At 38.2% G+C, this 25316-nt stretch carries 9 protein-coding genes and 2 pseudogenes; 10 read left to right on the top strand and 1 reads right to left on the bottom strand.

The features are described from left to right. The first annotated feature begins 1 nt into the window (after position 1). The 10 genes and pseudogenes from B3I52_RS15730 (at position 2) to B3I52_RS15685 (ending at position 24418) form a co-directional block, all read left to right on the top strand. Positions 2 to 1963, top strand: a complete 1962-nt coding sequence (locus B3I52_RS15730; protein WP_293303120.1) for a hypothetical protein — start codon at positions 2 to 4, stop codon at positions 1961 to 1963. After that, on the top strand, positions 1950 to 3038 hold the full coding sequence (locus B3I52_RS15725) for a hypothetical protein (RefSeq protein WP_293303118.1): 1089 nt from the start codon (positions 1950 to 1952) through the stop codon (positions 3036 to 3038). The genes B3I52_RS15730 and B3I52_RS15725 overlap by 14 nt, the downstream gene beginning before the upstream one ends. Before the next feature lie 2 nt (positions 3039 to 3040). Beyond that, complete coding sequence (locus tag B3I52_RS15720; RefSeq protein ID WP_293303117.1) at positions 3041 to 4189, top strand: hypothetical protein; 1149 nt, start codon at positions 3041 to 3043, stop codon at positions 4187 to 4189. Between the two features lie 4 nt (positions 4190 to 4193). After that, positions 4194 to 10553 carry a hypothetical protein gene (locus B3I52_RS15715; protein ID WP_293303115.1) on the top strand — a complete coding sequence of 2120 codons (6360 nt, stop codon included), beginning with the start codon at positions 4194 to 4196 and terminating at the stop codon, positions 10551 to 10553. A gap of 11 nt (positions 10554 to 10564) precedes the next feature. Further along, positions 10565 to 15505, top strand: coding sequence for a hypothetical protein (locus B3I52_RS15710; protein WP_293303114.1), 4941 nt, complete (start codon positions 10565 to 10567; stop codon positions 15503 to 15505). Positions 15506 to 15525: 20 nt separating this feature from the next. Further along, the gene (locus B3I52_RS15705; protein ID WP_293303111.1) at positions 15526 to 19701 is read left to right on the top strand and encodes a hypothetical protein; all 4176 of its coding nucleotides are present in this window, start codon (positions 15526 to 15528) and stop codon (positions 19699 to 19701) included. A gap of 169 nt (positions 19702 to 19870) precedes the next feature. Further along, complete coding sequence (locus tag B3I52_RS15700) at positions 19871 to 20080, top strand: hypothetical protein (RefSeq protein WP_293303109.1); 210 nt, start codon at positions 19871 to 19873, stop codon at positions 20078 to 20080. Positions 20081 to 20283: 203 nt separating this feature from the next. Then, positions 20284 to 21999 (top strand): hypothetical protein, encoded by a 1716-nt coding sequence (locus B3I52_RS15695; RefSeq protein WP_293303106.1) that lies wholly within the window; start codon positions 20284 to 20286, stop codon positions 21997 to 21999. After that, positions 22000 to 22791, top strand: coding sequence for a hypothetical protein (locus B3I52_RS15690; protein WP_293303105.1), 792 nt, complete (start codon positions 22000 to 22002; stop codon positions 22789 to 22791). A 404-nt stretch (positions 22792 to 23195) separates the two neighbouring features. Then, positions 23196 to 24418: pseudogene (locus B3I52_RS15685) on the top strand (IS256 family transposase). Positions 24419 to 24479: 61 nt separating this feature from the next. On the opposite strand, the pseudogene B3I52_RS15680 reads toward B3I52_RS15685, so the two are convergent. Beyond that, positions 24480 to 25316: pseudogene (locus B3I52_RS15680) on the bottom strand (DNA methylase); the annotation flags it as partial.

Below are 25316 nucleotides of genomic sequence, written 5' to 3'. Positions count from 1 at the left end.
AATGGCTTATCACTTTTTTACAGACATTAATGGTTTAAACGATCAAATAGCCGATGCTTTTGGTTCAATAACCGATATAATAGAAAATGGGGTTACTTATGAACAATTTCTATTAACAAGCAAACATATCAGTTCGGTTAATTTAGATGCTATAGCTGTTTGTAATGGACAAATTTTTGTTCAAGAACAATTAAACAACTCTAGTTTGTTGAACATTGTATTTAAGCCAACCGAAACACAGACATTTAATTTTCCAAAAATAAAATACTTTATATATAGAGGTATTAAAAAAGATAGCTTAGTATCATCTGATAATCTGACCATCGCCGTAAAAGGTACGAATACTTTGGTAGATAGTATTTGGCAAGCTTTTGACAAATTTAATAATACGGGTTCCCCTTCTAAAGAAGTAATTGGCCTACACTCTGATATTAATTCGTTAGCTAGTACCGAAATTTTAGATGAGATATTCTTAAAAACCTTTTCAGGGTTACAATTTTGGTCGGTTAAGGGAGGTGATGTAATAGGTGAATTTGATAAAAATGCCATTGGATTTGAAATCACACAAGAAGATCTATTCTATAAACCAGACCTGGAATTTGCAAGAAAAGATGAAACGATATGTAAAGTTAAAGCTCTAGTAGGTACACCAACAGATGTCGAATTTTTCGACCATTGGCATGATAAGGAACAAATATTAAGTTTTATTGACCCTTGTTGTTTTTTTGCAAGTTTTTATAATACAAATTTATTTGTAAGAAATGGAACATCAGAAACCAAGGTAAAGGGGGAGGTTTTGTTTGAAGATTTAATCTCTAGGTTTTTAAATAAAGACCAATGTTATATTGATATTAGGAATGAATTTAATTTCTCTTTAAATTATTTTAAGAACTATAGTACTACCCCAGCTACAAACACTGTTATAATAAAAATAAAATTAGGAAGTGACAGTTTTCAAGATAAAAATTATCATGCTATTGCATGGCCTATCCTAGTTATTAAGTCAAATGATTTTCCTTCAGAAACGAATAGCATTAGAACCGTAACAATTAAGTTGCCTAGCGGAAACGGAGATAATCCCAGTCCAATTTTATATGCTGATAAAGCATACCGTTACTCAAATGATTTGTTAGCAGATTTAGAAAATGGTGAGCGATTTAAGACTTTAAGTGTAGCTAGCAATTATGCAGATGCTTTTGAATTTGTTATTCCTATTCATGAAGATATCATAAGTTCATATACGTTGCTTAAATATGGCAAACAAAATACCGAAGAAACATTACCAACTCCAATATCCACACAGATACGGAAATCCGATTATCTTGATTGTATTTTTCCTTTAGCCTTAAATTTTGATTATATAACATTACCTCTAAAAAATAAAACTTACGATGTAGATTTATATTTGGACGCAATTGAAACGCATCGTTATGAAGGCGCTTTCAGTTTATCCATTAGTTTTGATCAAGAAAATATAACATTGCTTGCAAACCCTACCTTAATAAATACAAAAGAATACAAAAGACAGCCAATAAGTGTAGTTAGCACGTTTAAATCTTATAAAAACGATAACATAATAGAAGATATTGATAAAATTGAACAAAGTTCATATTTATCAAAGGGTACGTTGAAAATATCAAATACAGACCAAGACATATTGTTTTACGAAACATCAATGGCGGATGTAAGCGGAAAATTCGATGTTCCGGATATACGAAATATTATAGGAATTAACATTACAAAGGAACAATGGGAGGCTATTTTATTGCTTTCAATCTCTTCTTTTAACCAAAAATATCCAGTATATCTCGCCATTACCAATAAGCAACAGTTGGAAGATGATGACGGTAAGAGTTATACCTCTTTGACCTTGGCTCTAAAAGGATATCAAATTCAAGGCTCAAGCTTGGTAGTTAATCTTGTATCAACAAATATTAATTTAATAACCTATGGCATTGTTTAGTAGTACCGCAGCAACAGCAAAACTCACCAAGGTAAAACCTAGGCATATTGAAAAACCATTGGGAGGGCGTGAATTTAAAAATTATACAGCATATAAGAATTATCTACTCTCTATAGGAAAAACCCCAAGGCCTAAAGATGATTGGTTTGGCAAAGATGGCTATTGGCAACGATCGGAACGAGTTAATGCGTGGCGTGGATGGCGAAATGCGGTATATTATATAACCTCACGTCAAAATCCAGTTACTGGAGAATTACCTTGGTTAATGCCTTTTGGACAGATTTTAGCCTATTATAAACAAATGTATGTTTTTGTAAAACAAAAAAAACATGAAAGCAAATGGCTTTACGGCGCATATTATTTAGTAGAAGATTTGTGGGAAGCTTATGAAGATGATTTGACACCTGCAGAATGCCCAATTTTTACAAATCCTATTTTGCTACAGCTTTTGAAAGATCTAAATACAGGTATAGCCGAATTTGCAATTACCCAGTTCTATAGATTATTGTTTGGAGAATTTAAGAATAGTCCAAGGATTGGTCAGACCGCTTTCGATTTTGACCGCAATTTTATCATCAGAGAACAGTGTTTCGTTGCATATGACCTATATAATGATGTCTATAATATCGGGGCGAGCGGTCTCTCAGCGTTGCTAGATATGAGCAGTCTGTTCAATAATGAGCTCAGTTGGGTAGGTTTTATTAAAAGTGTAGACCCTACCGGTATAGTTATACCGGTGATAGGTGGTTGCTACAATTCTAATCTAGCTAATCCAACTGAAAGGTATGGTCAAGACGCAAGAACTCAGGTTCCTTTGGCAATGTTGTATCCAAACTCTTATTTTGCAGATTCAACTTTACAATTGTCTGATATATTACCAATTGATGCGGAATATCCACCCCCCGTCTTTACACCTCAATTTAGAAGATACTTAAGAGACGCCCTCGCATCGCATCAATTTATATACCATTTCAAATTTGACAGTAATGGTAAAATAATATGGACAAACAGGGAAGCCGCCATATTAAGGATATATACAATGGTGAATAAACGTGTAATGAAAGTGTTTAATTAATTATGAAAAAGTTGATCCCTTTGTTGTTCATGTTTGCGCTTCTTATGAATATCACAGCTTGCCGAAAGAAGTACAAACCTCAAAATAGAAACCCTCATTTCCGCGAGCAGTTTGTACAGGCTTTGGGTTTACAGCTTGTGAATGTAGATAGTGCTTATCGGTACGGTGATACAAAAATTTTTAACGATACCATTATAGGGATTGACGTGTCAAAGACCAAAGGCTCACGTGTTGAAAATCCAGATAAAGCTATCTATTTTATACAGCCATTGAATGGCAATATGAAAAAGATGGAATATCGTGCCAATATTACTGTGCCTGTTGAACTTGATGCCCTACGCAACGGTAATATTTATTTTGGTGCTTATGGTAGCAGTTATATAATGAGCATTGGCAAAGATGGCCTAAAAGAATATTTTAAAAAATATCGGGATACACTTTTTTATGCCAACAAGGTAATGTTGTACAAGAATAATGCTGTTATACTAAGTATGAACGGGGTCTTTGTATTTGATCTTAGTAGCCAAAAACCTTTAAGAAAATATAAGTATAAAGATGAAATAGGAAATTTTGGTGCCTTTATAGACGGTGATGACCTGTTTTTTAACGAAGTAATTACCAAGATTATGCCCGATAGTTCCCAAAAAGAAACGCTAATATTAAACCACATGGATTTAACGGACTTAACCTATAAGTGGAAGGCTAAGATCCCCGGTTCCTACGTACTTCATTTTAACGATGATAAATTTTTATTATACGGAAAGAAATGCTACACCGTAGCCAGAAACAATGGTAAAATTACCGAAATTTCTAACCGAAAAATGTTCTTCAAAAAGGATAGTGTATATGGCATACGGTATGTACACACACTAGACACCACCCTTCACAAAGAAGGGTATGAATTTGTAAACCCGGGATTTGTAGTTTTAGATTCTTTAAACAGGGAACTATATTCTTTTAGGAACTCCCGTTATATGGCTGAGCGTGGGGAATTTATCATCTTACGGACAAATGATAATCTTTATTTCCTTTTAATAAACAAACGGAGTGGTAAAATCTCATATAAAATTACTAATAATGATTCTCGGGAAGATAAAATTAAATTTTTAGGTAAGTATATTTTAATTGACGGTATCTACTTATATAAATAGAGTTATGGCAAATACATATTATCCAGCACTTTCGAGCATTTTATCGGTAGATTATCTACCTGAGGAACTCAATTTTATATCAAGTAATTTAAATGAATTGCTCAGCAACGTGCATTTTAAAGATCTGATGGTAGAAAAATCCGCGGACGGTGTTGCTACAACTTATAAATTGGATATTGTTAGCCATTCTCAATTACTAAAACTATCTATTCCGGGAACGGGGTTTTCTCTTCTTCTAAACCCAGATTTAGAAGAATCAAGTACTCCCTATAGTGTACTTCCATTAACTTTTACATGGAGTTGGGGCATTAAAAAGTACATTAAAAATTTTAAATTTAACTCCTTCGCTTTTAGTCCAAACGCATTCTATCAAACCATTTTTAATATAGCAGATATTTCACAAGAAGAATTGTTACTATCTTTACTGGATTCGCCAGTTGAATATGCAGATACATTAAGTGCATTTGTTCTAGAAACGAACACAAATTACCCTAGTCTTAATATACCATACCCAATTGATAGCAATCAAGAAGTAGCATTAGAAGAAACCCTCAACGCATTTAACCTATCAACAGATGTTTCGTTTTACGATGTTGTATTTAACGATTATATTATCAATTCAATACAGCCCATAGAAAAGATAATACAATTATTCTCTTCCCAATTAGGAGATAATATCATTGAAAGTATTAAAGAGTTATTTATTCCCAAAATATCAGCAAAGATACATCTTTCGGCAGCTTTAGAAATTCCCCGAAATATTTTAATACCTATCAGAGCAAATGGAGAGTTAGAAACTGATGAATCTATAAAAACCCGACTTCTATTTGATGCAGGAGAGTTAATTTATAACACTAAAGGAGGTTTTGGTTTCGAAGACACTATGGCACTAAGTTTTCCGTCTTCTCATCCTCGTGTACAAATAGGCAATACGGGTATAACTTTAGGCTTTACTGAAGCCGTTTTAGATTTAAACAGGCAAAAAAACATACCAGAAGCCGATTTTATAGGATATCCTAATGACTTTATTGGGATTTTTATAAAAAATACATCTATAGGATTCAATAATTTCGGTACATCTAGCTCTAATCAGCCCAGTGCAGAAATAAATGCCGAAAATCTGTTTATCGGTACAGGCGGTATATCGGGAACACTTTCCTTAGAAAGCAACGGCTTGCTCTATCGAGATTTTGGTGGCTTTAAGACCGAACTCAATCTTTTTGAATTAGACTTCATGATGGGCTCCATTGTAAGTTCCAAAATTAGTGGTACGCTTACGCTCAACAAAATGAAGCAGAACGGGCAAGATGCCGTGATTAACATCAGTGCCCAGATCAAAGATGATGGTAATTTTAGCATTACTGCTATATCAGAAGATATTGCGCCGCTCAATTTCCTAGATGTACTTTCTATTAAGGTAAAAAGCCTGCAACTAGGCAAAGAGAGCCGCGGTTATTACGCAGAAGTAGCCGGAACGCTAGATTTTACCTACAATATCCCCGGCTTGGGTGATGTGCTGCCCAAAGATATTCCCATCAACAAGCTGCGTATATGGGACGATGGCAAACTGGAATTTGAACCTGGAATAGATAAAATAAGTATTCCCAAAACCTTCCATCTAAATATTGGCCCAGTAAAAATGGAGGTAAAAAACCTCAGCATAGGCGGGCACAAAGGACAGCATGGTGGTACGGAAAGGCATTACCTGGTATTTACCTTCGATGGCATGGTGAACACTGGCAGGGCAGGGGTCAATACCTCGGGCAACGGCATTAAGTTCTACTTTACCATAGATAGTGGCCCTTTTCATGCCTTTTTAAGCATCGATAGGCTCAACATAGACATGAGCATACCGGGCAATGTGTCTAAGGACAAGGCCGCCTTCTTGTTAAATGGCTATTTGAGCATGGCCAACCCTAATGAGCAGGCATCTAGTTCTAAGGCCAATATTGAATACACCGGTGCGGTAACCTTTAGTCTGCCACGTTTAAAAATGGGGGGTAGTGCAGGTATGCGTCTTGACCCTAGCGTACCTGCTTTTTTGGTAGATATTGGGCTAGAGCTTTCTACCCCTATCATTTTAGGTGCCACTGGTTTGGGTATTTATGGCTTTAGGGGTATTATTGGCCAGCACTACTTGCCATCCAAAAGCGCTACTACACCGCCATTAACCGAAAATGATACCTGGTGGGAATATTACAAGGCCAAAAGTACCATTACCAAGAAAGAAGGTATTGAGATAGATAAATTTGCTAAAAAGTCGGGCTTCTCTGTAGGGGCAGGTGTTTCCATTGCTACGGCCTTCGATTCGGGTAAGGTATTTTCTAGCAAACTGTTTTTACTGTTAGGTTTGCCCGATGTATTTTTAATGCAGGGGCAGGCAGGTATTCTAAGGTCAAGGATAGGGCTAAATGACACCAATGATCCTCCATTTAGCGCCTTTATTTCGATAGATAGCAATGCCTTTATGGCCGGGCTAGGGGTTAACTATAACCTGCCAGAGACCAATGATTCATGGAATGGGGCAATTTTCTCGCTGAGTGGGAAAATGGAACTGGCCTTTTTCTTTAACAATGCCTCGGGCTGGTACCTTAACTTGGGCAAAGACCAGCCCGAAAGCCAAAGGATACGCTCTAGGATACTGACCCTTTTTCAGGGATATTCATATCTCATGATTTCATCGAGGGGGTTTAAAGCGGGGGCGGGCGCCAAATTCGATTTCAATAAAAGTTATGGCCCTGCAGCGGTAGCCTTTGGCGCATGGATTGATTTGGGTGGTTCTTTGAGCTTTAAGCCTGTACAGATAGGAGCATTTATACAGGTTGGCGGCTATGCCTACATTAAGGTGTGGAAGGCCAAACTGGGCATGACCATTGCGCTGGGACTGGCAGTAGATGCGCCAAATCCATTTGTGATACAGGGATCGATCTATATTTCCTTCAAGATACTTTTCTTCAAGATCAAGTTCACTTTAGAGCTTACCTGGCGTTTCAACAACAACAGAGACCCATTAACGGCCCCACAACCAGTGATAGAGCTGCCAAATCCCATTAAGGGCTACCTGCCGGCGGCGGCCACCAATATACAGTCGGCAGATGTATTTAAAATCAATTATGTAAAAAAAATATATACCGGCAATATCACTATCCCGGCACCAAACAATACTTCGTTAGAAGATGGTTGGGCTTACCATATGATAGACCAGGCAAAGGAGATTACCATCCCGCTAGACAGTTATATTGATATTGATTTGTTGAAATCGGTGAAGCCCTCGCTTACGAAACTGGGTGGTGGTGGCAACCAACTGGCAGAAGGTTATTCGGAATTGATTCCGCCACAAAAAGGGCTTACCCCGCAGGTACGCCACGAATATGAGGTAACGGGCCTTGATATTTATTGTTGGGATGGACAGACGAATACTTGGAAACCCTACCAGATTTATGAAGCGGTAACGGCCATTGTGCATGAAAACACAGATCCACATACAGGGCAGCCCATCATTAACCTCAATAACCTTAAAACGGGCTATTGGCAGTTTTTACAGCCCAATAGATATAACAAAATCCGGTTGATGTCGCAGAACATGTTTAGTTATGCCAACCAGTCAACAGATACATTGGGCAATTTGGATGGGCTCAATTTTCAGCGAAAAGATTTGTTCTGTTTTGAAACCATTACCAAGCAACAGCAAATTAACTGGAAAGATGTGGCTGTGCAGACTACCTATCCAGATTTAGCTGCTTTTTATAAAGGCGGATATACTTTTGATTTGATAGGGGCAGATGGAGAGGTAGAATACGATAGTGCTTTTGAAGCAAATAGCCTAATAATTAGTACCTATGGGGGTAAACTGATTATCCACACTGCCAGCCCCATTAGTTTCTTAAAGTTGGCTTTTGGGCAAAACGAAAGCAGGATACGTATAGATTATGTAAAACGAAAGTATGTTACCCAGAATATTGGAGCAGATGATTATAGCAGTACGGCAATTGTTACTGTGCCGCAAGATGAATATATCATGCCTCCTGCCTTTATTGAAAAGGGGCAACAACATACTGATATTACCTACGATAACCTTAGCAAGCCAATAAGCCGTATAGAAATTAGCTTTGAGCGAGAGGTAAACCTGTCGTTTGAGGGTAGTTTAAGTATAGGTGGGTTTTTTAAGCTTGCGGATGAATATGTCGTATCATCAAACTTCCCTCAAGGGCACTATCAAGAAAAAGATAAAGCGCTGGTGTACCTGTCATTGTTCGATAGGGCTTTTACGGCAACCGAAGTATTGGCGAAAGGCTACCAGGACACTACCGATGCCGTAGCCAATTGGTTGCTGAGCAGCACCATTGCCAATGTAGGCAATTTGGCCGCCATCCCTTTGGGAAGCCCAGATTTAACGTCCGGCTTTTTTAAGGAGAATATCGCTGGACAGCAAACGTTAGGACAGGTATATGCATTCGATTCTAAGGATGATTCCCTGTTGGTGCCCTATCAGCCCATACTAAAAATAGAGGAGGCAAATTTTGCCCTCGAAACCATGGTGGTGTTCAGTCCTTTCAGCAAAGGGATTTCTACTTTGTTTAGTAAAGTGGAAGAAGATCCTTTAACTGGGGATAAAAAAGGCTATGCGCTTCACCTCATACAGGAAGATACTGTATATAGTTATGCCGATTATACGAACAGCAGTGCTTTGCCAAGCTGTAGTTTCTACTTTACCTGTTACAGTGGGAAAACACACATTGGTTTTAAGGTAAGTGAATTACTGACCTTAGATTGTAGTACGGGCTATGTTTGCAACACTCAATATAAGCAGCTGTTTATTTCTGTAGATAGGACAGCCGATGTACTTGAAATTTTTATTGATAAAGCGAAAAGGCTAAGTGTGCCCGTTCCCGAACAGCTAGAGCTGATACCGCCAGTGCCAAAATATTCTACATTGCGCCAACTTTCTTACCTCACCGAAGAGATACACCGCCGTCAGGAAGAAAACGAGCTTACCGAAGAAAAACTGATTGAAGAGGTACAGCTGATGGGCGATGGATTGAGCAAGACCATACAGCCAGTATGGAGGCCTAATACTATCTATGCCATAGCGCTTACCTCAAGAGATTTGGTAGATGGACAGACAAATAGCAGCGCCCAGATATTTGGTTTTAAAACGGCGGGACCGATAGGACATTTCCATCAGCAAAGCGCTGTTTATAAGACATTGGAAGAACAAGACCGTGTCGATGAATTTAAACTGGCCAATCTGAAGAATTATATCGATTACGAGCGTTCTTTTCCCGATGCGCAGAGCCGTTACGATTTGAGCAAGCCTGTTTTTTATCATAATCCAAAAATAAGGCTGTTGTTTACAAAGCCATATATCCATGCTATGTACGAAGATTTTGATAGCTACCAAAACCTGAAAGAGGTAAAAAGTAGTTTGGAGCTTAAATTAGTTGATGTGTTTGGCGCAGTAAGTAGCCCAGCCTTGGTATGGGAACAATTACCAGATGAAGAAATTACAATTAACAATTACCGAAGCCTGCCACCCGACCAACAGGTTGTATTTTTAATGAATTTGGCCGCTAGTATGGGCAACTGTAATGCCAAGCCATTGGCAATGAAAAAAAGAGTTAAACAGGGAGGTTATCAGTTAAGCGACCTATACCCTAACAAGGTTTACACGGCCATATTCGATGCCAAATATAAACCTGGAGATGAAGCTGAAGTAAGTACCGAAGTACATCGCTTTAATTTTATCAGTTCTAGGTATGCCAGTTTTCAGGAGCAGGCTTCCAGCTTTATTTTGGATGATACACCAGAAAACGAGCGCTATGCAATTTATAATTTATATACTTCCTTTACGGCAGCCGAAATTAGCAACAACATCATTCCCCTGTTAGATGATCCTGCCAATGCGTCTGATGAGGTAATGCGATATGCCGTAAAATACGATCGTATAGTTTACGGAGGGCTAAAACTTAAAAATCTGGAAAATGTAGAAAATACCGTGCTGCATTTAGTGGTTAATATTGATCCCGATACCAGTGCCCAACGTGTGTTAGGGCTGCTCATTAGAAACCCGGAACCTTTTAACGACCCCAAGCTACCAACAGAGCCTATACCCGCAACGCCTGAACCTATTGATCTACGGGCGGATACCATTATTTTGGATGTGGCTGCACACCAAGAAGTTGGTTTTAAATATATCCATGCTAAAAATACTTCTGCGGTATTTGTTACCACTGCTGATATGGATCTTCCTACTGGTTTGGCACAGCTAAGGTTCAGGTACAAAATGTTCAATGGTGAGAATTATACTACTGCTTTTGAAGAATACACCAGCCCCGAATTTAACCTTGAAATTAACCAGCCCTAAAATTTTACGATATGCCTAATAACAATGCTTTCTGCTCAGACTATAGTTATGTTACCAATTGTTTATTGGCCATTCAAACAGCGGCCAACAATGGCGAATATGATAACTATCCCGAAGTTACAGACAGTATTAACAGTCTGGATAAGGATACGCTGCGCAAATTATACCTGAGGGTTATTGCCATTTTGGGGATATTGAATGGTGAAGAAGGTTTCCCACAGGTGCACATTACCGGCGATTATAGCGAATTGGATTTTGCAGAACTGGATTTTTGGGTAGGTTTTTCTAACGCAAATATTTCGGGCGATTTTTTTGAGCAGAACTTTTTTGAGCTGGATTTTTGGACCGGATATATGGATAACGGTTATGATGACTATGTAGCAATTTTCCAGACTATCCTCAATATTTTTAAGGAGTTTTGTTCTCGCAGTAACGAGTTGAGCGATTATGAAAAGGCCTTAGTAGATGCTTCTCTACTTGCTTTTTTGGACGCTTTCAATGCCTTAAAAGCACTGTTGGAGCAATTGGATATAAACCCATGCGAAAGTTCAGGGCTCAATATTTTTAATAATTCACCCGGTGTGTTTTTACAGGTTGCCGGAGCCGATGGTTCCAATGGTATTGCCGAAGGTTTTCATTTACGATGGAACTTTACTGGGGAACTGGCCAATAACCATTTGCCCAAGGGCGATTATTTTAACAGTAACAACAACAACGGGTTTAACCAGCCCAACGATTTTGTACAGATCTATCGTACGCCTTATCAAAATGCGGCCATAGTAGAAATAGACCTTCAACAAACCCGTCCGGTAGTAAATTCGCAACAGCGTTATTGGACTTACAGCATTAATCAGGTGGTAAACGATACTGCTATCAGCAATCAAGTACGTATTTACTTTACAGATAGTGCCAAATACTATAGCCTGGCCAGTACTATTAATCCAAACAATAATAGCTTCGATTTTTTAAATGCCTATAACGATGTCATTGAGATTTCAGTCTTCAATAAAACTTTTTTCCATTTCGATCTACGATTTTCGCGTCAAACATCGGCTACGCCGTCTTATGCAAAAATAGAAGCTATTTGTTTTGCCGGTGGCCCAGAGGAACGTATTAAGCAAACCATTGTAATAAATGATCAAACAGCTTTAGCAAGTATCGTTGGCGACAATTTGAGTGTACTTCGTTACAAGAAATCTTTGGACGTTATTTTAGACAAAATTAGTTTTGAGACCTACCACGATTTTCAGCTTTCGCGTTCATTGACCAATTGGTCGGTAGTGGGGGCGGGCTTCGCTATCAGCTTAAATGAAGCAGAAGTGAGGGATAGGTTAGAAAGTACAGCCTACCCAATTGATAATTTATGGCCTCAATATAATGATGGTACAAGGGTAAGGGCAAGTAATTATATCGATAAGTGGTTTTCAGATAGTGTAGAGGTTACGGATCAATCTATCCAACAATTGGTAGCTTTATACCTCCAAAAGAGCGAAACAGACCCTAGGGCATTTTATAATATTTACGCTGAAGATGATATAGCAGAGGAAAACCCTCAAAAAATAAGTTTGCTGGACGTAATCCAAATGCAGGCATTGGACTATCACATTGCCAGAATGCTTGGGCTTGGTCACATTGATACGCCCAGTAACGTAGATGTCCAACAGCGATTTGTTTACAAACTTGTTTATGAGAATAAGAAGAGTATGGCTTCGCCTGTGCGCACCACCTATACTTATTTGGGTTTGCCTACCTCAAAGCAAGACACCTTACTGCCCAGTACACCACAGATGCGACCGGTAAGCTATCAGATGTCCACAGAAGAAGACCTCTCTTTTATGTTTGATGAGCAAGGGTATAGCAAACGTGAAAACACAAGGGTGGTCAATATTGGACGACAGTTGTTCTTTAACGAGCGGAAAGACTTTAACTTCTTCGCATCGCTTGATGAAGCAGTAAACGAAAATTTCTTCCGTCAGCCCAAACCTGTTTACTATGGAATAGAATATAGGATGCAAAGTGCTTCCAGTTATGTAAAACCGGAAATTACAGCAACTGATAACGAGGTAATGGGCAAGGTTTATTATGCCTATGATGATGATTTTCCTGTGGCGGGAATTCCTGAGTTGAACCCTTTGCCAGACGATGCCATTAGCTTATTTGTACATTTTGAAAGAGGTGTGGGCATACATTGTTATGCCTTATACGGCATTAACTGGTTTTCGAGAGCATCGTCGTTAAGTAATGAAGTAGCCACCGATGAGACTATTTTCCAATCGGCCAATTTATTGTTTGCACCAACCGATTTAAGCGTACAGTATGTGCAAAAGGAGGATGAACTGGTTTTTACCACCAATCAAGAGCAAACATGGTTGAGAAAACGTATAGACCAATTTCCTAATCAGGATACAGCATTCACCCGTATTACCTTTAATTGGGTAGATATGATAGATGTATCGGGTTTGACAGAAATTAATGAGCAAACCTTGGCGGCAATAATTAGGTCCAATAAAACAAAAGTATTTTTTAAACCCGGGTTACAGCGGGAGGTAATCGGCGTGATTGCGGACATGAGACCCGTTACCGAAAACGATAGTCAATTGATATTGTTTACCGGCGCATACCAACTAATTACAGAAGAAGAAAAAGAGCCTTTTATTGCCAATGAAGATCTGGACAGGTTTGTCGGCGGGGTTTTATCAACCCCAGAGGGGCAGTTTAAGGTGTTGGAGGTAAACAATGGTAGTAATGGTTTGCCTTATATTACCATAGAAAAACTGTTTGTAAGAGACCGAACAGATGATAGACAAAGTGAATTATTATTCGGCTCTTACAAGAACTATACCATTCCGGCCATGGGCAGCCGTTTCTCCATGGTAGAAAACCTTTCCAACGAGGGTAATTGGGAACCATTGGCCGAAAAGATCGAACTGATCAGTTTTGCAGATGTCGTTGACCCTGTAATTGAAGTTGATGCCGGGGAAAGTGCCGACACTAAATATTGGATGGGCGGAATCAATGGAGCTGCCTTAATTACACCAATACCTAATGAAGACGACGTTTTTGACGGCTATTATGAAATTAGTTTCGATACCGTTTCACTTAGTCCACATCCACAAGTTAATATCCCTTTTGAGGATACCAATCCCACCAAAAATGCGCCTGGTCAGTTGCATCAAGCCCATGTAGAATGGTATAAGGGCATGGTTAGACTTCCTATTGTAGATAGTGACGAAAGGAAATTGCTACAAGTGGTTATGCTACAGGAGAGCAGCCCAATTAAGCTATATGTTTATGATGCCAGTTTTGATACGTCACTGATAAAATCATCAACTGATGAAAACGACCTGATCAGTGTGAATTACCATCCTGGGTATAGAGCCTATTTCTTTGCAGAACCTGCTCCTTTACATAGTTTCAATGAAGGCAATATCATGCCTCCACCTGATGATAATGATAAACGAAGCCTGATAGCCGTTCAGACTTATAATGAGCTGCATGCTTCTTATGCTTCGGCTATTTCATTGCCTTCGGTATTACTGGCCAGAAATATTTATGAGCCACAGCAGCTCGATGAGCCAGTAGCCCCAGGTCTAAAAGTACGTCCCGATCCGACCAAACAGGCTGCATTTACCTTTGATGTGCGTGTTCCCTCTTCCAGAAAGCCATTTGGTTTTATGTTTTACCGTATTTCGCATGTAAATGTGCTTAGTGTGCTATATGCTCCAGAAACCATTATTGGTATTACGGCCCAATTGGAAGCACTTACATCCGATCCTAACTTTAACCAACGCTATTTGGATTTGGTCAATCTTAAATTCGAGGACGAAGAAAATTTAGTGTTCGAAGTATATGAGGCTGAACCAATCTCCTATGGTTTTCCTACACCCGACAGGCCCGGATTGTTCTTGCCAGAAGATAACACCCAACAAAAGATGGCCAAATTGGAAGCTGCAATTTTAGCAACATTACTTCCTTTAACGGAACAACCGCCAATACTTAATTACCTAAAACAAGGTTTACAGACTACGAATGATCTGCCCGTAATAAGAGATGCGAATGGAGACCTGCTCGATCCGACAGATACCCGTTTTAACCCGTTCCCTATGGTACGCACCTATGTAAAACCTGATGATGTTGGGGCAAAATATGTTCGGATAACAGATTATTTCTTGAATGCCTTTTCAAGAGATCTTTATTTTTATACCTGTGCCGAAATTAACAACCAATTGAATATTGGCCCCATCAGTAAATTCTTAGGACCGGTCGAAATTTTATATACCGAAACAGCGGCAGTTCCAATTATTGATAATTATGCGCTGCGAACCTCTTTTTCAGCAATAGATAGCCCTACGGTTACTTTCGAAATAGCATCCCTGCCAGCAATAGAACAGTTTGAGAAGCTAAGGTTGTTTAGAACAAATAATAAAACCTTAGCTACATCCATTGCCCAAATGGAACAGGTGCTGGATGTAGAGATTGATCCTGAGACCATAGCTTCCTCTATTTTTGAAGATGATTTTTCTGATCTGCCACTACCGCCATTTGGTCATACATTATACTACCGTATAGTGGCGGTAAGAACTATTATCAATGAGTTTGAAGAGGCAGAAGAAGTACTTTCGCAACCCAGTACTGTAGCTTCGGTACAATTGGTTGATACCCAAAGTCCAGATGCCCCCGAACTTAGTTATGATGAGCCGACCAACACCTTATCGTGGATGCCAGCTACTTATGACGGTACCTATTACCTGTTTAAACAGAACAGCAGAGCAAATTGGGAAAGAATTTACAGCATACAGCCTCCAGATAGCAATCAGCCCATGTCGTATGAATTGCCCGAACCTTTGCCTACCGTAGATGATGATGGTAATAGCATTTACCATCGATTTAAGATACAGGTAGAGAACTCATCTGGAAGAATGAATATTTTAGATAATGAATTAACGGTTTAACTTAATAAAACAATAACACTATGCCAATTCCACCTATTTCTGATGCCTATATTGATGAGATCATCAAATCGGCAGGCCCTTATGTAGAAGGCAATAACAAAACACAAGGTGTTAAACTTAGGGAACTTATTAAGGTGCTACGTGATTATTTTGAGCAGGAAATACCCAAAAACACCTCTGACCTTACTAATGATTCTAACTTTGTGAATTCGGCACTTTTAGCTGGTATTCCCCAAGAGGACAACCAAAAGAAACCCTTTATCATTAAACCTCTGGGAGATTGGGATCCGGATGAAATTTTTGGTGGGGGAGCGCAACCGCTTAATACCATGCTGTTAGCTACAGCGTACATCGATGAAGTTCATACGGTTACGCAGCTAAAAATTAGCGATGGCGTTACCGCTTTTAAAGATCTTAAGAACTTAATAGCGGATATTGATTTAAGTAGTTATGCCAAGCTTGCTGATTTGCCCATCAAAGTTAGTGAACTGGAAAATGATAGTGGTTTTATAACTGAAGGAGATATTTCAGGCAAAGCAAACGATTCAGATGTTCTGCATAAAACAGGAGATGAAGAAATAAATGGCATCAAAACTTTCAAAACATACCAATGGCCAAAATTTGAAAGTTTTGCTGAGTTTACGGTACCATATATAGATAGTCAGAGTCAGATAACTAGAAGTAATAAGTTTAGATATAATAATTCTAGTGAAACATTAATTACTCCAAAATTAAGATTAAATGCGGCTGGTAGCTTTGGACCGTTGTTTGTAGCAGAGGGTGAAATAGCTGTAACATTGACTGTGCCAACATCTAAGGGGAATGGAACTCTGGCATTAACAACTGATATACCTTCTCCAATTGATATTTCAGGTAAAGAAGATAAATCTAATAAAGGAATAGCTAATGGTTATGCTTCTTTAGATGCAAACGGTAAAGTGCCTGCTATACAACTGCCAAGCTACGTAGATGATGTACTGGAATATGCAAACCTTGCTTCATTTCCCACAACAGGAGAAGCAGGCAAGATATATGTAGCTTTAGATACCAATAAATGTTATAGATGGAGTGGCTCTGCCTATATCTATATTACTTCCGGAGCGGTAGATAGCGTATCAGGGAAAATAGGTGTTGTTACTTTAGCTAAGGGAGATGTGGGGCTTGGTAACATTGACAATACTAGTGATTTAAATAAACCTATCAGTGCTGCTACACAGAATGCTTTAAATTTGAAAGCTAACAATAATAATGTTATTCATGTCTCTGGTAATGAAGATAAAATTGGCTCGTTACGATTTGCCGCATATAAAAATACTCATGAAGAAGAGCCAGATGAGTTTGGAGGAGGAATTTTTATAAATCCTTCTAACAAATCTATTAGTTCACGTTACGCTGATAACGAAGAAGTAGGCACAGGCTTCTTGTTGAGTACAGACCAGTTTGCCTTTACTAATATTAATGCCAGCGCCACTAATAAAACTATTATTCCTGGAGATATTGAAAGTGAGAAAAATTTAGTGTTTTCTTTGCCTAAAGATAGAGATGGGGAGATCGCTATAGTAGATGATGTTAATGAAGTTGCTGATGTGGTTATTCTTAAAGAAGACCTGTCTAATAAAGTAATAAATCTTGATTCGCCAAATCATATTAAATATCCTACCACACAAGCCGTTGCGGATGCTTTAGCAGGAAAAGCTAACTTAGTTGGAGGTAATACATTTAGTGGATTACAAGGTTTCCAAAATGATATTAGAATGTATGGTAATGCTAAGTTGTCTATGAGGATAGTGAATGGCGCAGATGATGGTGTTACCAATTTGCTTGCTACTAATGACAATATATCAGTGCCTGCTAACATTTCGTTACCTGATACTACTGGTAAATTAGCATTGATATCTCAGATACCTGATGTATCTGGTAAAGCAAACTTGGCTGGAGGTAATACATTTACAGATGACCAAGCATTTACAGGTACAATATATGCTAATTGTAATGGAGCTAATATTCAATTAAATCATTCAGTACTTACTACTGCTGGAATTTACCAATCTGAGTATGATAATAATGAGGTGTTTATCGGTAACTGGGCTGTGCCTGAAAAGGCACTTAAAATAGACCCAACCAACGGACACGTTACTGCACCAGTATTTAACGGTATTTTTTTTAATGGTAGTTTAAACGGAAGTGCCAGATATTTAGGTTCTCACACTAATTATATGGATGCGAATGAAATAGCAAGTGTATCTCCGCAGGGCGGTTCATTAACCTCCCTAATCGGTCAACACGTAAATGGCGGTTTATATAGGTTTAATAAGGATGCAGCCAACGCTTTTTTAAAAATTAACGATGGTTCTACACTAAATAATAATATTAGTGGGACCGCTTCTAACGCTACTGGTTTAGCGGGATTACCTGCGTCTACTACACCAATTACAGACTATACAAAACTTAATAGCTTATTTGGTGTTGAGGTTGATGGCGGTACAATAACACTTAAACCTGTTCCAATAAATGTAATGACAAGTTGGCTAAGTTTGTCACTCAAAGAAAACATTGCTAATAAGGCTACCGACTTAACTATACCAAATGATACTAAGTACCCTACGACCTTAGCAGTTAGTAATGAACTAGCTAACTATGCAACTATTAATACTAATCAAATTATAACAGGAAATAAAACGTTTAGTGGATATAATAACATGAGAGGTTATTTGTCTGACGAACCCCAATATGATGATACAGGTATTTTTGTTGAATGGGACAATGGTCGTACTAGATTGATGGACACTGGATTGATGACTCAAAATTATGGCGACCTTAGTGACAATTTCACAAGACTGATTTTAGATGTAGGTACACAATCACATTTCCCTAGAGTACCTGCAAAAACTGGTCTTTTAGCTATGGATAATGAAGTTGTTAAACTTGCAGGTAATCAGGTTGTTGTAGGTGATAAGGTGTTCTCTGGATGGAATAATTCCATCTTAGCTAGGGATACTGAAGAACCATTTTATGGAAATCAAGGCATAACCGCTTATGGGTTTGAAACCGATGTTAGGACTAAACTTCTTAGTCGTGGTATAATGGCGCAGGATTTGAATTGGGATGAGGGTGGCTATACTTATCTTACGATTGAAGCAGGTGAAAACTCTATGAACCCAAAAATTCCCGCAAGAAATGGTTATATTGCTATGGCAGAAGATTTGAATGATAAAGCGAATTTGATTGGTGGTAATGAATTTAGCGGAACACAAGCTATTAACGGTAATTTAATTTTTACTAGTGGTGTAATTAGACTTTATGAAGCTGGTGCAACAAACAAAGATATAAATGTAGGTAGATCGAGTACACCAGGACAATCTGTTCAATTAGGATGGAATAATAATAGCGGTAATCCTTTTGGGTTTGTGAGCATGTACGGAGGAAGTAATGCACCTTTAGCTCTTCAACACGGTGGCGGAAATGTTCTAATAGGCACTACAACCGATGATGGAATTAGCAGATTACAAGTCAATGGTTCAGTTACAGCTAAAAATTCTTTGAAAATTAATAAGGATGGGGCGCTTGTTAGTTCAATGCTAAATGATGACAATTTATCATTTACTAATACTGAGGTTGGTATAACTACCGAGTATGCGATGTTAGGCATTTATTCTGATGCACCTAATCCATTTCACATATCATTAGATAATAACGCTGATTTTATAGTTTCTACGGGTGGAACAAACAAACTTACAGTTGATGGCACAAACTCTGGCTATGATGTTACTATAAATGGCGATACCAAGATTACAGGTAACTTAGAGGTAGCTACGCCTACGTTAGCAAATCATGCTGCCACTAAGGCTTATGTAGATGCAAATGCTGGTGGGGGGGCAGCTACTCCATCATTTGAAATAATCAACGGAGTTGATTATACTATGTCTTATTATGATGTTGTCGCAGCAAAACCTTATACCATAGTTCAAATTATGACTTTTGATGGTGATAGTGATGAAATGACTTTAAACTTACCATCTTCACCAAGCAATGGTGATGTAGTAGAGGTTAGAAATTTAGGTGTAGAGTTTTTCCTTACAGGATGTGTGTTTTTTTATGATCAAGTAACTAGTTCTCATATATATGCAGCAGGTTATAAGGCGTTGGCAAATACACTTGTGTTTAAGTTTAATGGTACATCTTGGGTGTTATTATAATAAAAAGCTATATAGAGGTAATATGACTGCTAACAACTCGCCTGAAGACGGTACTAACAACCTTACATAGACTATAATGGTAAAATAGTATGCACCAATTTGTTTTTATTGCTTATGTGGATAAGGACAATTATACAGATAATAGTATTTAATAATATAATTAACGATTATGAGAACGACAGACAAAAATATAATGAATATTAATGATGATCAAATAAAAGAGCTTGTCAATTCCTATAACAATATTAATAACGCTGTTTATAGGTTGAAAGATTTATCTATGGAAGAAGCTAAGTTGCTTGAAAATTCACTTATAGTAATAAGAAATTATATACAAAACACTGTAGAACATAAAGCAAGTGAAAAAAATGAAAAATAAATAATACATGCACTTAAAATACAAAGATAGCATACAAATTAGTATAAAACCATTGATTTAATCTCATAAGACTTAAGCTTCGTTCGTTTAGATGAAGATAGGTTAGAGTAAATTGTTGCTTTAAAGTGCAGGTAGAATATTCATTAAGAATAATGAATATTTTAGGTAATAAATTAGCTTTTTAACGTCTAAATTATAGTATTATGTCACAAATTCCACCAATCACAGATGCCTATATTGATGAAGTCATCAAGTCGATGGGCCCTTATGTAGAAAGTATCAACAAAACCCAGGGCATAAAGTTAAGGGAACTTATTAAGTTGTTACGCGATTACTTTGAACAGGAAATCCCTACAAATACATCGCAACTGATTAATGATTCTAATTATGTAACTAGTTCATTAATTAATGGCTTGCCAGAAGAGAGTGGCTCCAAACGACCTTTTATAATGAGATCTTTAGCTAACTACAATCCTGATGAGATTTTTGGAACAGGTGCCCAGCCACTTCATGTTATGTTGGTTGCCACAGAATTGGTTGCTGACAAGGAAACAGTTACCCAGTTAAAAATAAGTGATGGTGTTACTGCTTTTAAAGATCTAAAAAATTTAATAGTCGATGGTGTAATAAATGGCGGATCTAATGGCCAAACATTGGAAAAGCAGAGCATTTTGGATGGTGATGCCAGCTGGGTAGATATCCCCCAAAAAATAGCGGATGTACTGGCACTAAAGTTAAACACGGCCGATTACAATCAGCACTTTAGAGGTAAATTCGCTTCTTTAATCGCATTGGAAAGCACCACTTTTAATCCTCCGTTACAGGTAGGAGATTACGCACAGGTTGATCCGGGACAAGGAACGGATGTAAAGAACTACAACTGGGATGCTGATGACAATAGTTGGATAGAAGGAGGCTCGGTTTCTGCCGCTACCAATACCGATCAGCTTCCGGAGGGAACTGCCAATTTGTATTTCACTTCTTCAAGAGCTGTTGATGCTGTTAGCAATGATTATATACATAAATCGGGAAACGTTAACGAAAACATTTCGGGGAAAAAGAGTTTTCAGCAAGCCCCTACGCTAAACAGTTTAACCGGAAATAGAATACTTTCCCTTTCGGCGACTAAGGAAATTGAAAGCTTTTATGAAGTAACCCTGCCGATAATTACCAACGCTACCATTATAACGCAATTAACTGCCGCTGGGAACTGGAATGCTTCTGACGTATATATTGGAAGTACCATTACAGGTGCTTACCAGATGCAGTTTTATGCTGACGCTAACTACTGGTATTATTTTTACAATGATAATACTCCACTAAGAATACCTAGAAGAGCTGCACAACTCGCCGCAACTGATGCCGAAGCAGTTGGGGGCTCTTTAGCAAATAAATTTATAACACCAGCCAATTGGGCCTATATGAAGTCAATCAACCAGTCTGTTGGTACTTGGCAGTTTAACGGTGTTGGTCTAGGCATAGCAGGTTCATCTACTGCAGCCTACTTAACATTTTTGGCAAATACGACATCAAGGCCATTAATGCAACTAACGCAAAGCGCCGTGGATTATACAGGAACAACCAATGGCATGTTTTGGAACAATGGAGGGGAGTTAAAGTTTGTTGATAATTCGATAGTTAACAGGGTTTTAAAGGTTTACAACAACGAACTATTTAAATCTGATGGCAATTATCTAGCAACTTTTAACCAGTATGGAGATTTATCCGCTACAATTGTAGTTAAAGAAAAATGGATTTATGATAGTGATGTTATTAATGCTTTGGAAGGAGCAACATGGGCCACAGATAGAGAAACAATAACTCCGGCCAATGGTAAGGTAATGTACAAGGGACAGAAATATGATGACGGCACCTACAGTTACGAAGCGTACGATGATAATAAAGTGAGGAGGTGGTAAATGAGTTGTTTACTAGATTCAACTGGAATAAAAGTAATTCAGAATCTACAACCTTCACTTTGGTATAATTCTGAATATATCAATGGTTTAGATAATCCAAATCCTACTTTTAACAGTGAAATACCTGAATTATTTAATATCGTAGATACGAATGCCGGTAAAGCTACAAATGTTGGTTGTTATCAAGATAATATTAAAACAATTCCAAGTACCCATCCCATTTTTAAAGAAAACGGTGTAAATGGCAAGCCTTATATACATTTTAATGGAAATGGTAATTTTTTATATATACCAGGTACTGAAGTTACCAAACTATGGGTAAATGATGTAAGTGTATTTTGGTTCTTTACTAATCCATTTTCAACAAATAATTATCAATATTCTATAAGTTTTGGCTTTACAGGAAATTTGCCGGGACAATCAATGATAAATACAAATGGTTCTTTTGTATCTTATCCCAACACCGGGACAAATACTGAAATAATCAATTTTGCTAACCCAACACGTTTAAGCTCACGGGAAATAATATTTGGCGGTATTACCAAAAAGGTCGGTGTTGAAATGTTACAATATAATACTTTATTGCAACCCAATTATATTCATCAAAAATTAACAATGAACACTCCAACTATAGCAAAATACGATATTTCTTTAGGCGGAAGATTTAATAATTTTTGGAATGATAATAAAGCGGGAATTAAATTATATGAACTTATTATATTTCCTAAGGCACTAAATCATACGGAAGCTATAAATGTGTTAACTTATTTAAAAATGAAGTATAACCAATAATTTGATAAGTATTAAAAGTTGATTAATTGAAAAAAATGGACTTATTAGATATCAGAAATCCAAAAAGATATCCTTAATGAAGTATTGTGGGCTTTTGGGTTTGAGTTCGATTCATTGACAGGTGTGGCTTATTCATTTGTCAATTGAAGTTTTACAGATTGTACTGTATAATGTCATCAGAAAGTAAACCAAAGTATATCAAGTCCCATTACACAAACGTAAGTCAATGCGTATATGAATATGCTGATAAGGATAAACGGAGAAGAAAGATACATTATCAACGGCGAGGATGGAATTGGATTTGTAAACTTAAATATAATAATATATGGAAATTATAGTGAACATGAGAATGTAAAATAAACTGTGTCAAAAGTTAAAATCACTAACTTTAGATACAGTTTATTATGAGGAGAGAAAAACAGCTCGATTATGAGCTAATGCAACAAAAATCCCTTGAGCAACTACGTTCGGGCAAATCATTGTACGGCAAAGATGGGGCATTCGCTCCTTTGCTAAAAAGCTTTCTTGATTCTGCCCTTGAGGCTGAATTGGACACGCATCTTGACCAGGATGAGCGTTTTTCGGGCAACCGAAAAAATGGCAAGAGCTCCAAAGAGATAAAAACCTCCGCCGGGACGATTTCCATTCAGACACCCCGAGATCGGAATTCGACCTTTGAGCCTGAGATTATCCGTAAAAGAGAAACTATCTTGGCAGAAAGCCTTGAGGTTAAAATCATCGGTATGTATGGGCTGGGAATGAGCCTGCGTGATATTTCCAGGCACATAAAGGATATGTATGATACAGACATCAGCCATACAACACTTTCCTCTATTACCGATAAGATCTACCCGAGGTAAAGGAATGGCAGTCTCGGCCGCTTGAGGAGCCCTATACGATCGTTTGGCTTGATGCTATGCACTATAAGGTAAAAGAGGACCACCGAATGGTTTCGCATGCTGTCTATAATATTCTTGGGATAAACCGCCACGGACATAAAGAACTTTTGGGAATGTACGTTTCCCAGAGTGAGGGAGCCAATTTTTGGTTGGGCGTACTTACCGATCTGCAGAACCGTGGCGTTAAGGACATACTCATCGCCTGCATTGATAACCTGAATGGTTTTCCACAGGCAATCAACGCCGTTTACCCACAAACCGAGATACAGACGTGCATTGTTCATCAGATACGCAACAGCCTCAAATATGTTGCCTCTAAGGACCAGAAAGCTTTTATGAAAGACCTGAAGCCTGTTTACCAGGCGGAAACGCTTGAGCTGGCAGAGCTGAGGCTAGAGGAACTTGAAGAGAAATGGGGCAAGAAATATGAAAAAGTGCTAGAATCCTGGCGAAGAAACTGGTCGAAACTTACCAGCTATTTTCGCTACGATGCTGCAGTCAGAAAAATGATCTACACCACAAACACAATTGAGGGATTCCATCGACAGGTAAGGAAAGTCACCAAAACAAAGGGGGCATTTACGTCAGATATGGCGCTTTTGAAACTGATCTATCTGGCACAAAAGAACATCAGCGAAAAATGGACCATGCCTCTGAGCAATTGGGCTACAACTGCTCAGAAACTTGCCATTTGGTTTCCTGATAGAATGATATTAGATTTGAACTAGTTTTTTGAGAAGCATTATTTTAGATGAAACAGTTTATTTTACATACCCGTGAACATTATGATTAGGCAGTTACACCTTTCGTTCGTACAATACTTTCCGAAACAGTTGGGGTTTCTTTCTGTTTTTCTACCTCTTCCACAGCTTCTTCACTTTGTTTTACAGGCTCAATTGAAAGCTGTATCTTTCGTTCTACGGCTGCCAAATCCGTTTTAAGTTCGCTCAATCGGTTTTCTTTAGACCAAGTGCCGTTTACCACTTCCTGAAGAATAGGTAAGTCTTTTTGTATCTCCACAATTTTCTTATGCTCCTGCTCGATGTAGCCAGGCAATTTCTCCAGTGCGTTAAGGAAGTTCATAGCAGCCAGCTTTTCATCTTTGGCAATCAAACCGTTGTTGTAGGTGTATTTGACATTGCCTTCTCCCTGAACCAAGAAGCGGTTTGCTCGAATATCAACACCTTCTTTTTCTGATATTTCGGTTTTAACCAAGAGTGTAAAACCATATAAGCTTCCTATTTCTTCATATTGACCTCCGGTGCGGGCTTTATCCGCAATCTGGTTAAGCCTTGCACCAATTTGTTTTACATCTGCATTGGGAGGTAAGCCGTCCAATAGCATAGGATTGGCGATTGTGCCATCCGAACGTTTTTGTATGCGTTGCTGTAAGTTTTCCCAATCAAGGCTCATTCGGTTTAAACGTGATTGTGTACTATCCAGCAATTCCGTAAAATCTTGCAACTTGTATTTGGCACTGGATTTAGAACGGTTGAACGCTTGTTTTTCGCTTTCCAATCCTGCAATCTTTTTTTCTAACTTGGCTTTATCTAACAGATCTGTATTTCCTGATAAGATTGCTACATATTCCGAAAAATTCATTCCCGATTTTTCGTCCATACTGCC

Origin of the sequence: Pedobacter sp. UBA4863, assembly GCF_002399615.1 — a bacterium.
Lineage (GTDB): Bacteria > Bacteroidota > Bacteroidia > Sphingobacteriales > Sphingobacteriaceae > Pedobacter.
This window is presented reverse-complemented; position numbering and strand designations above follow the sequence as displayed.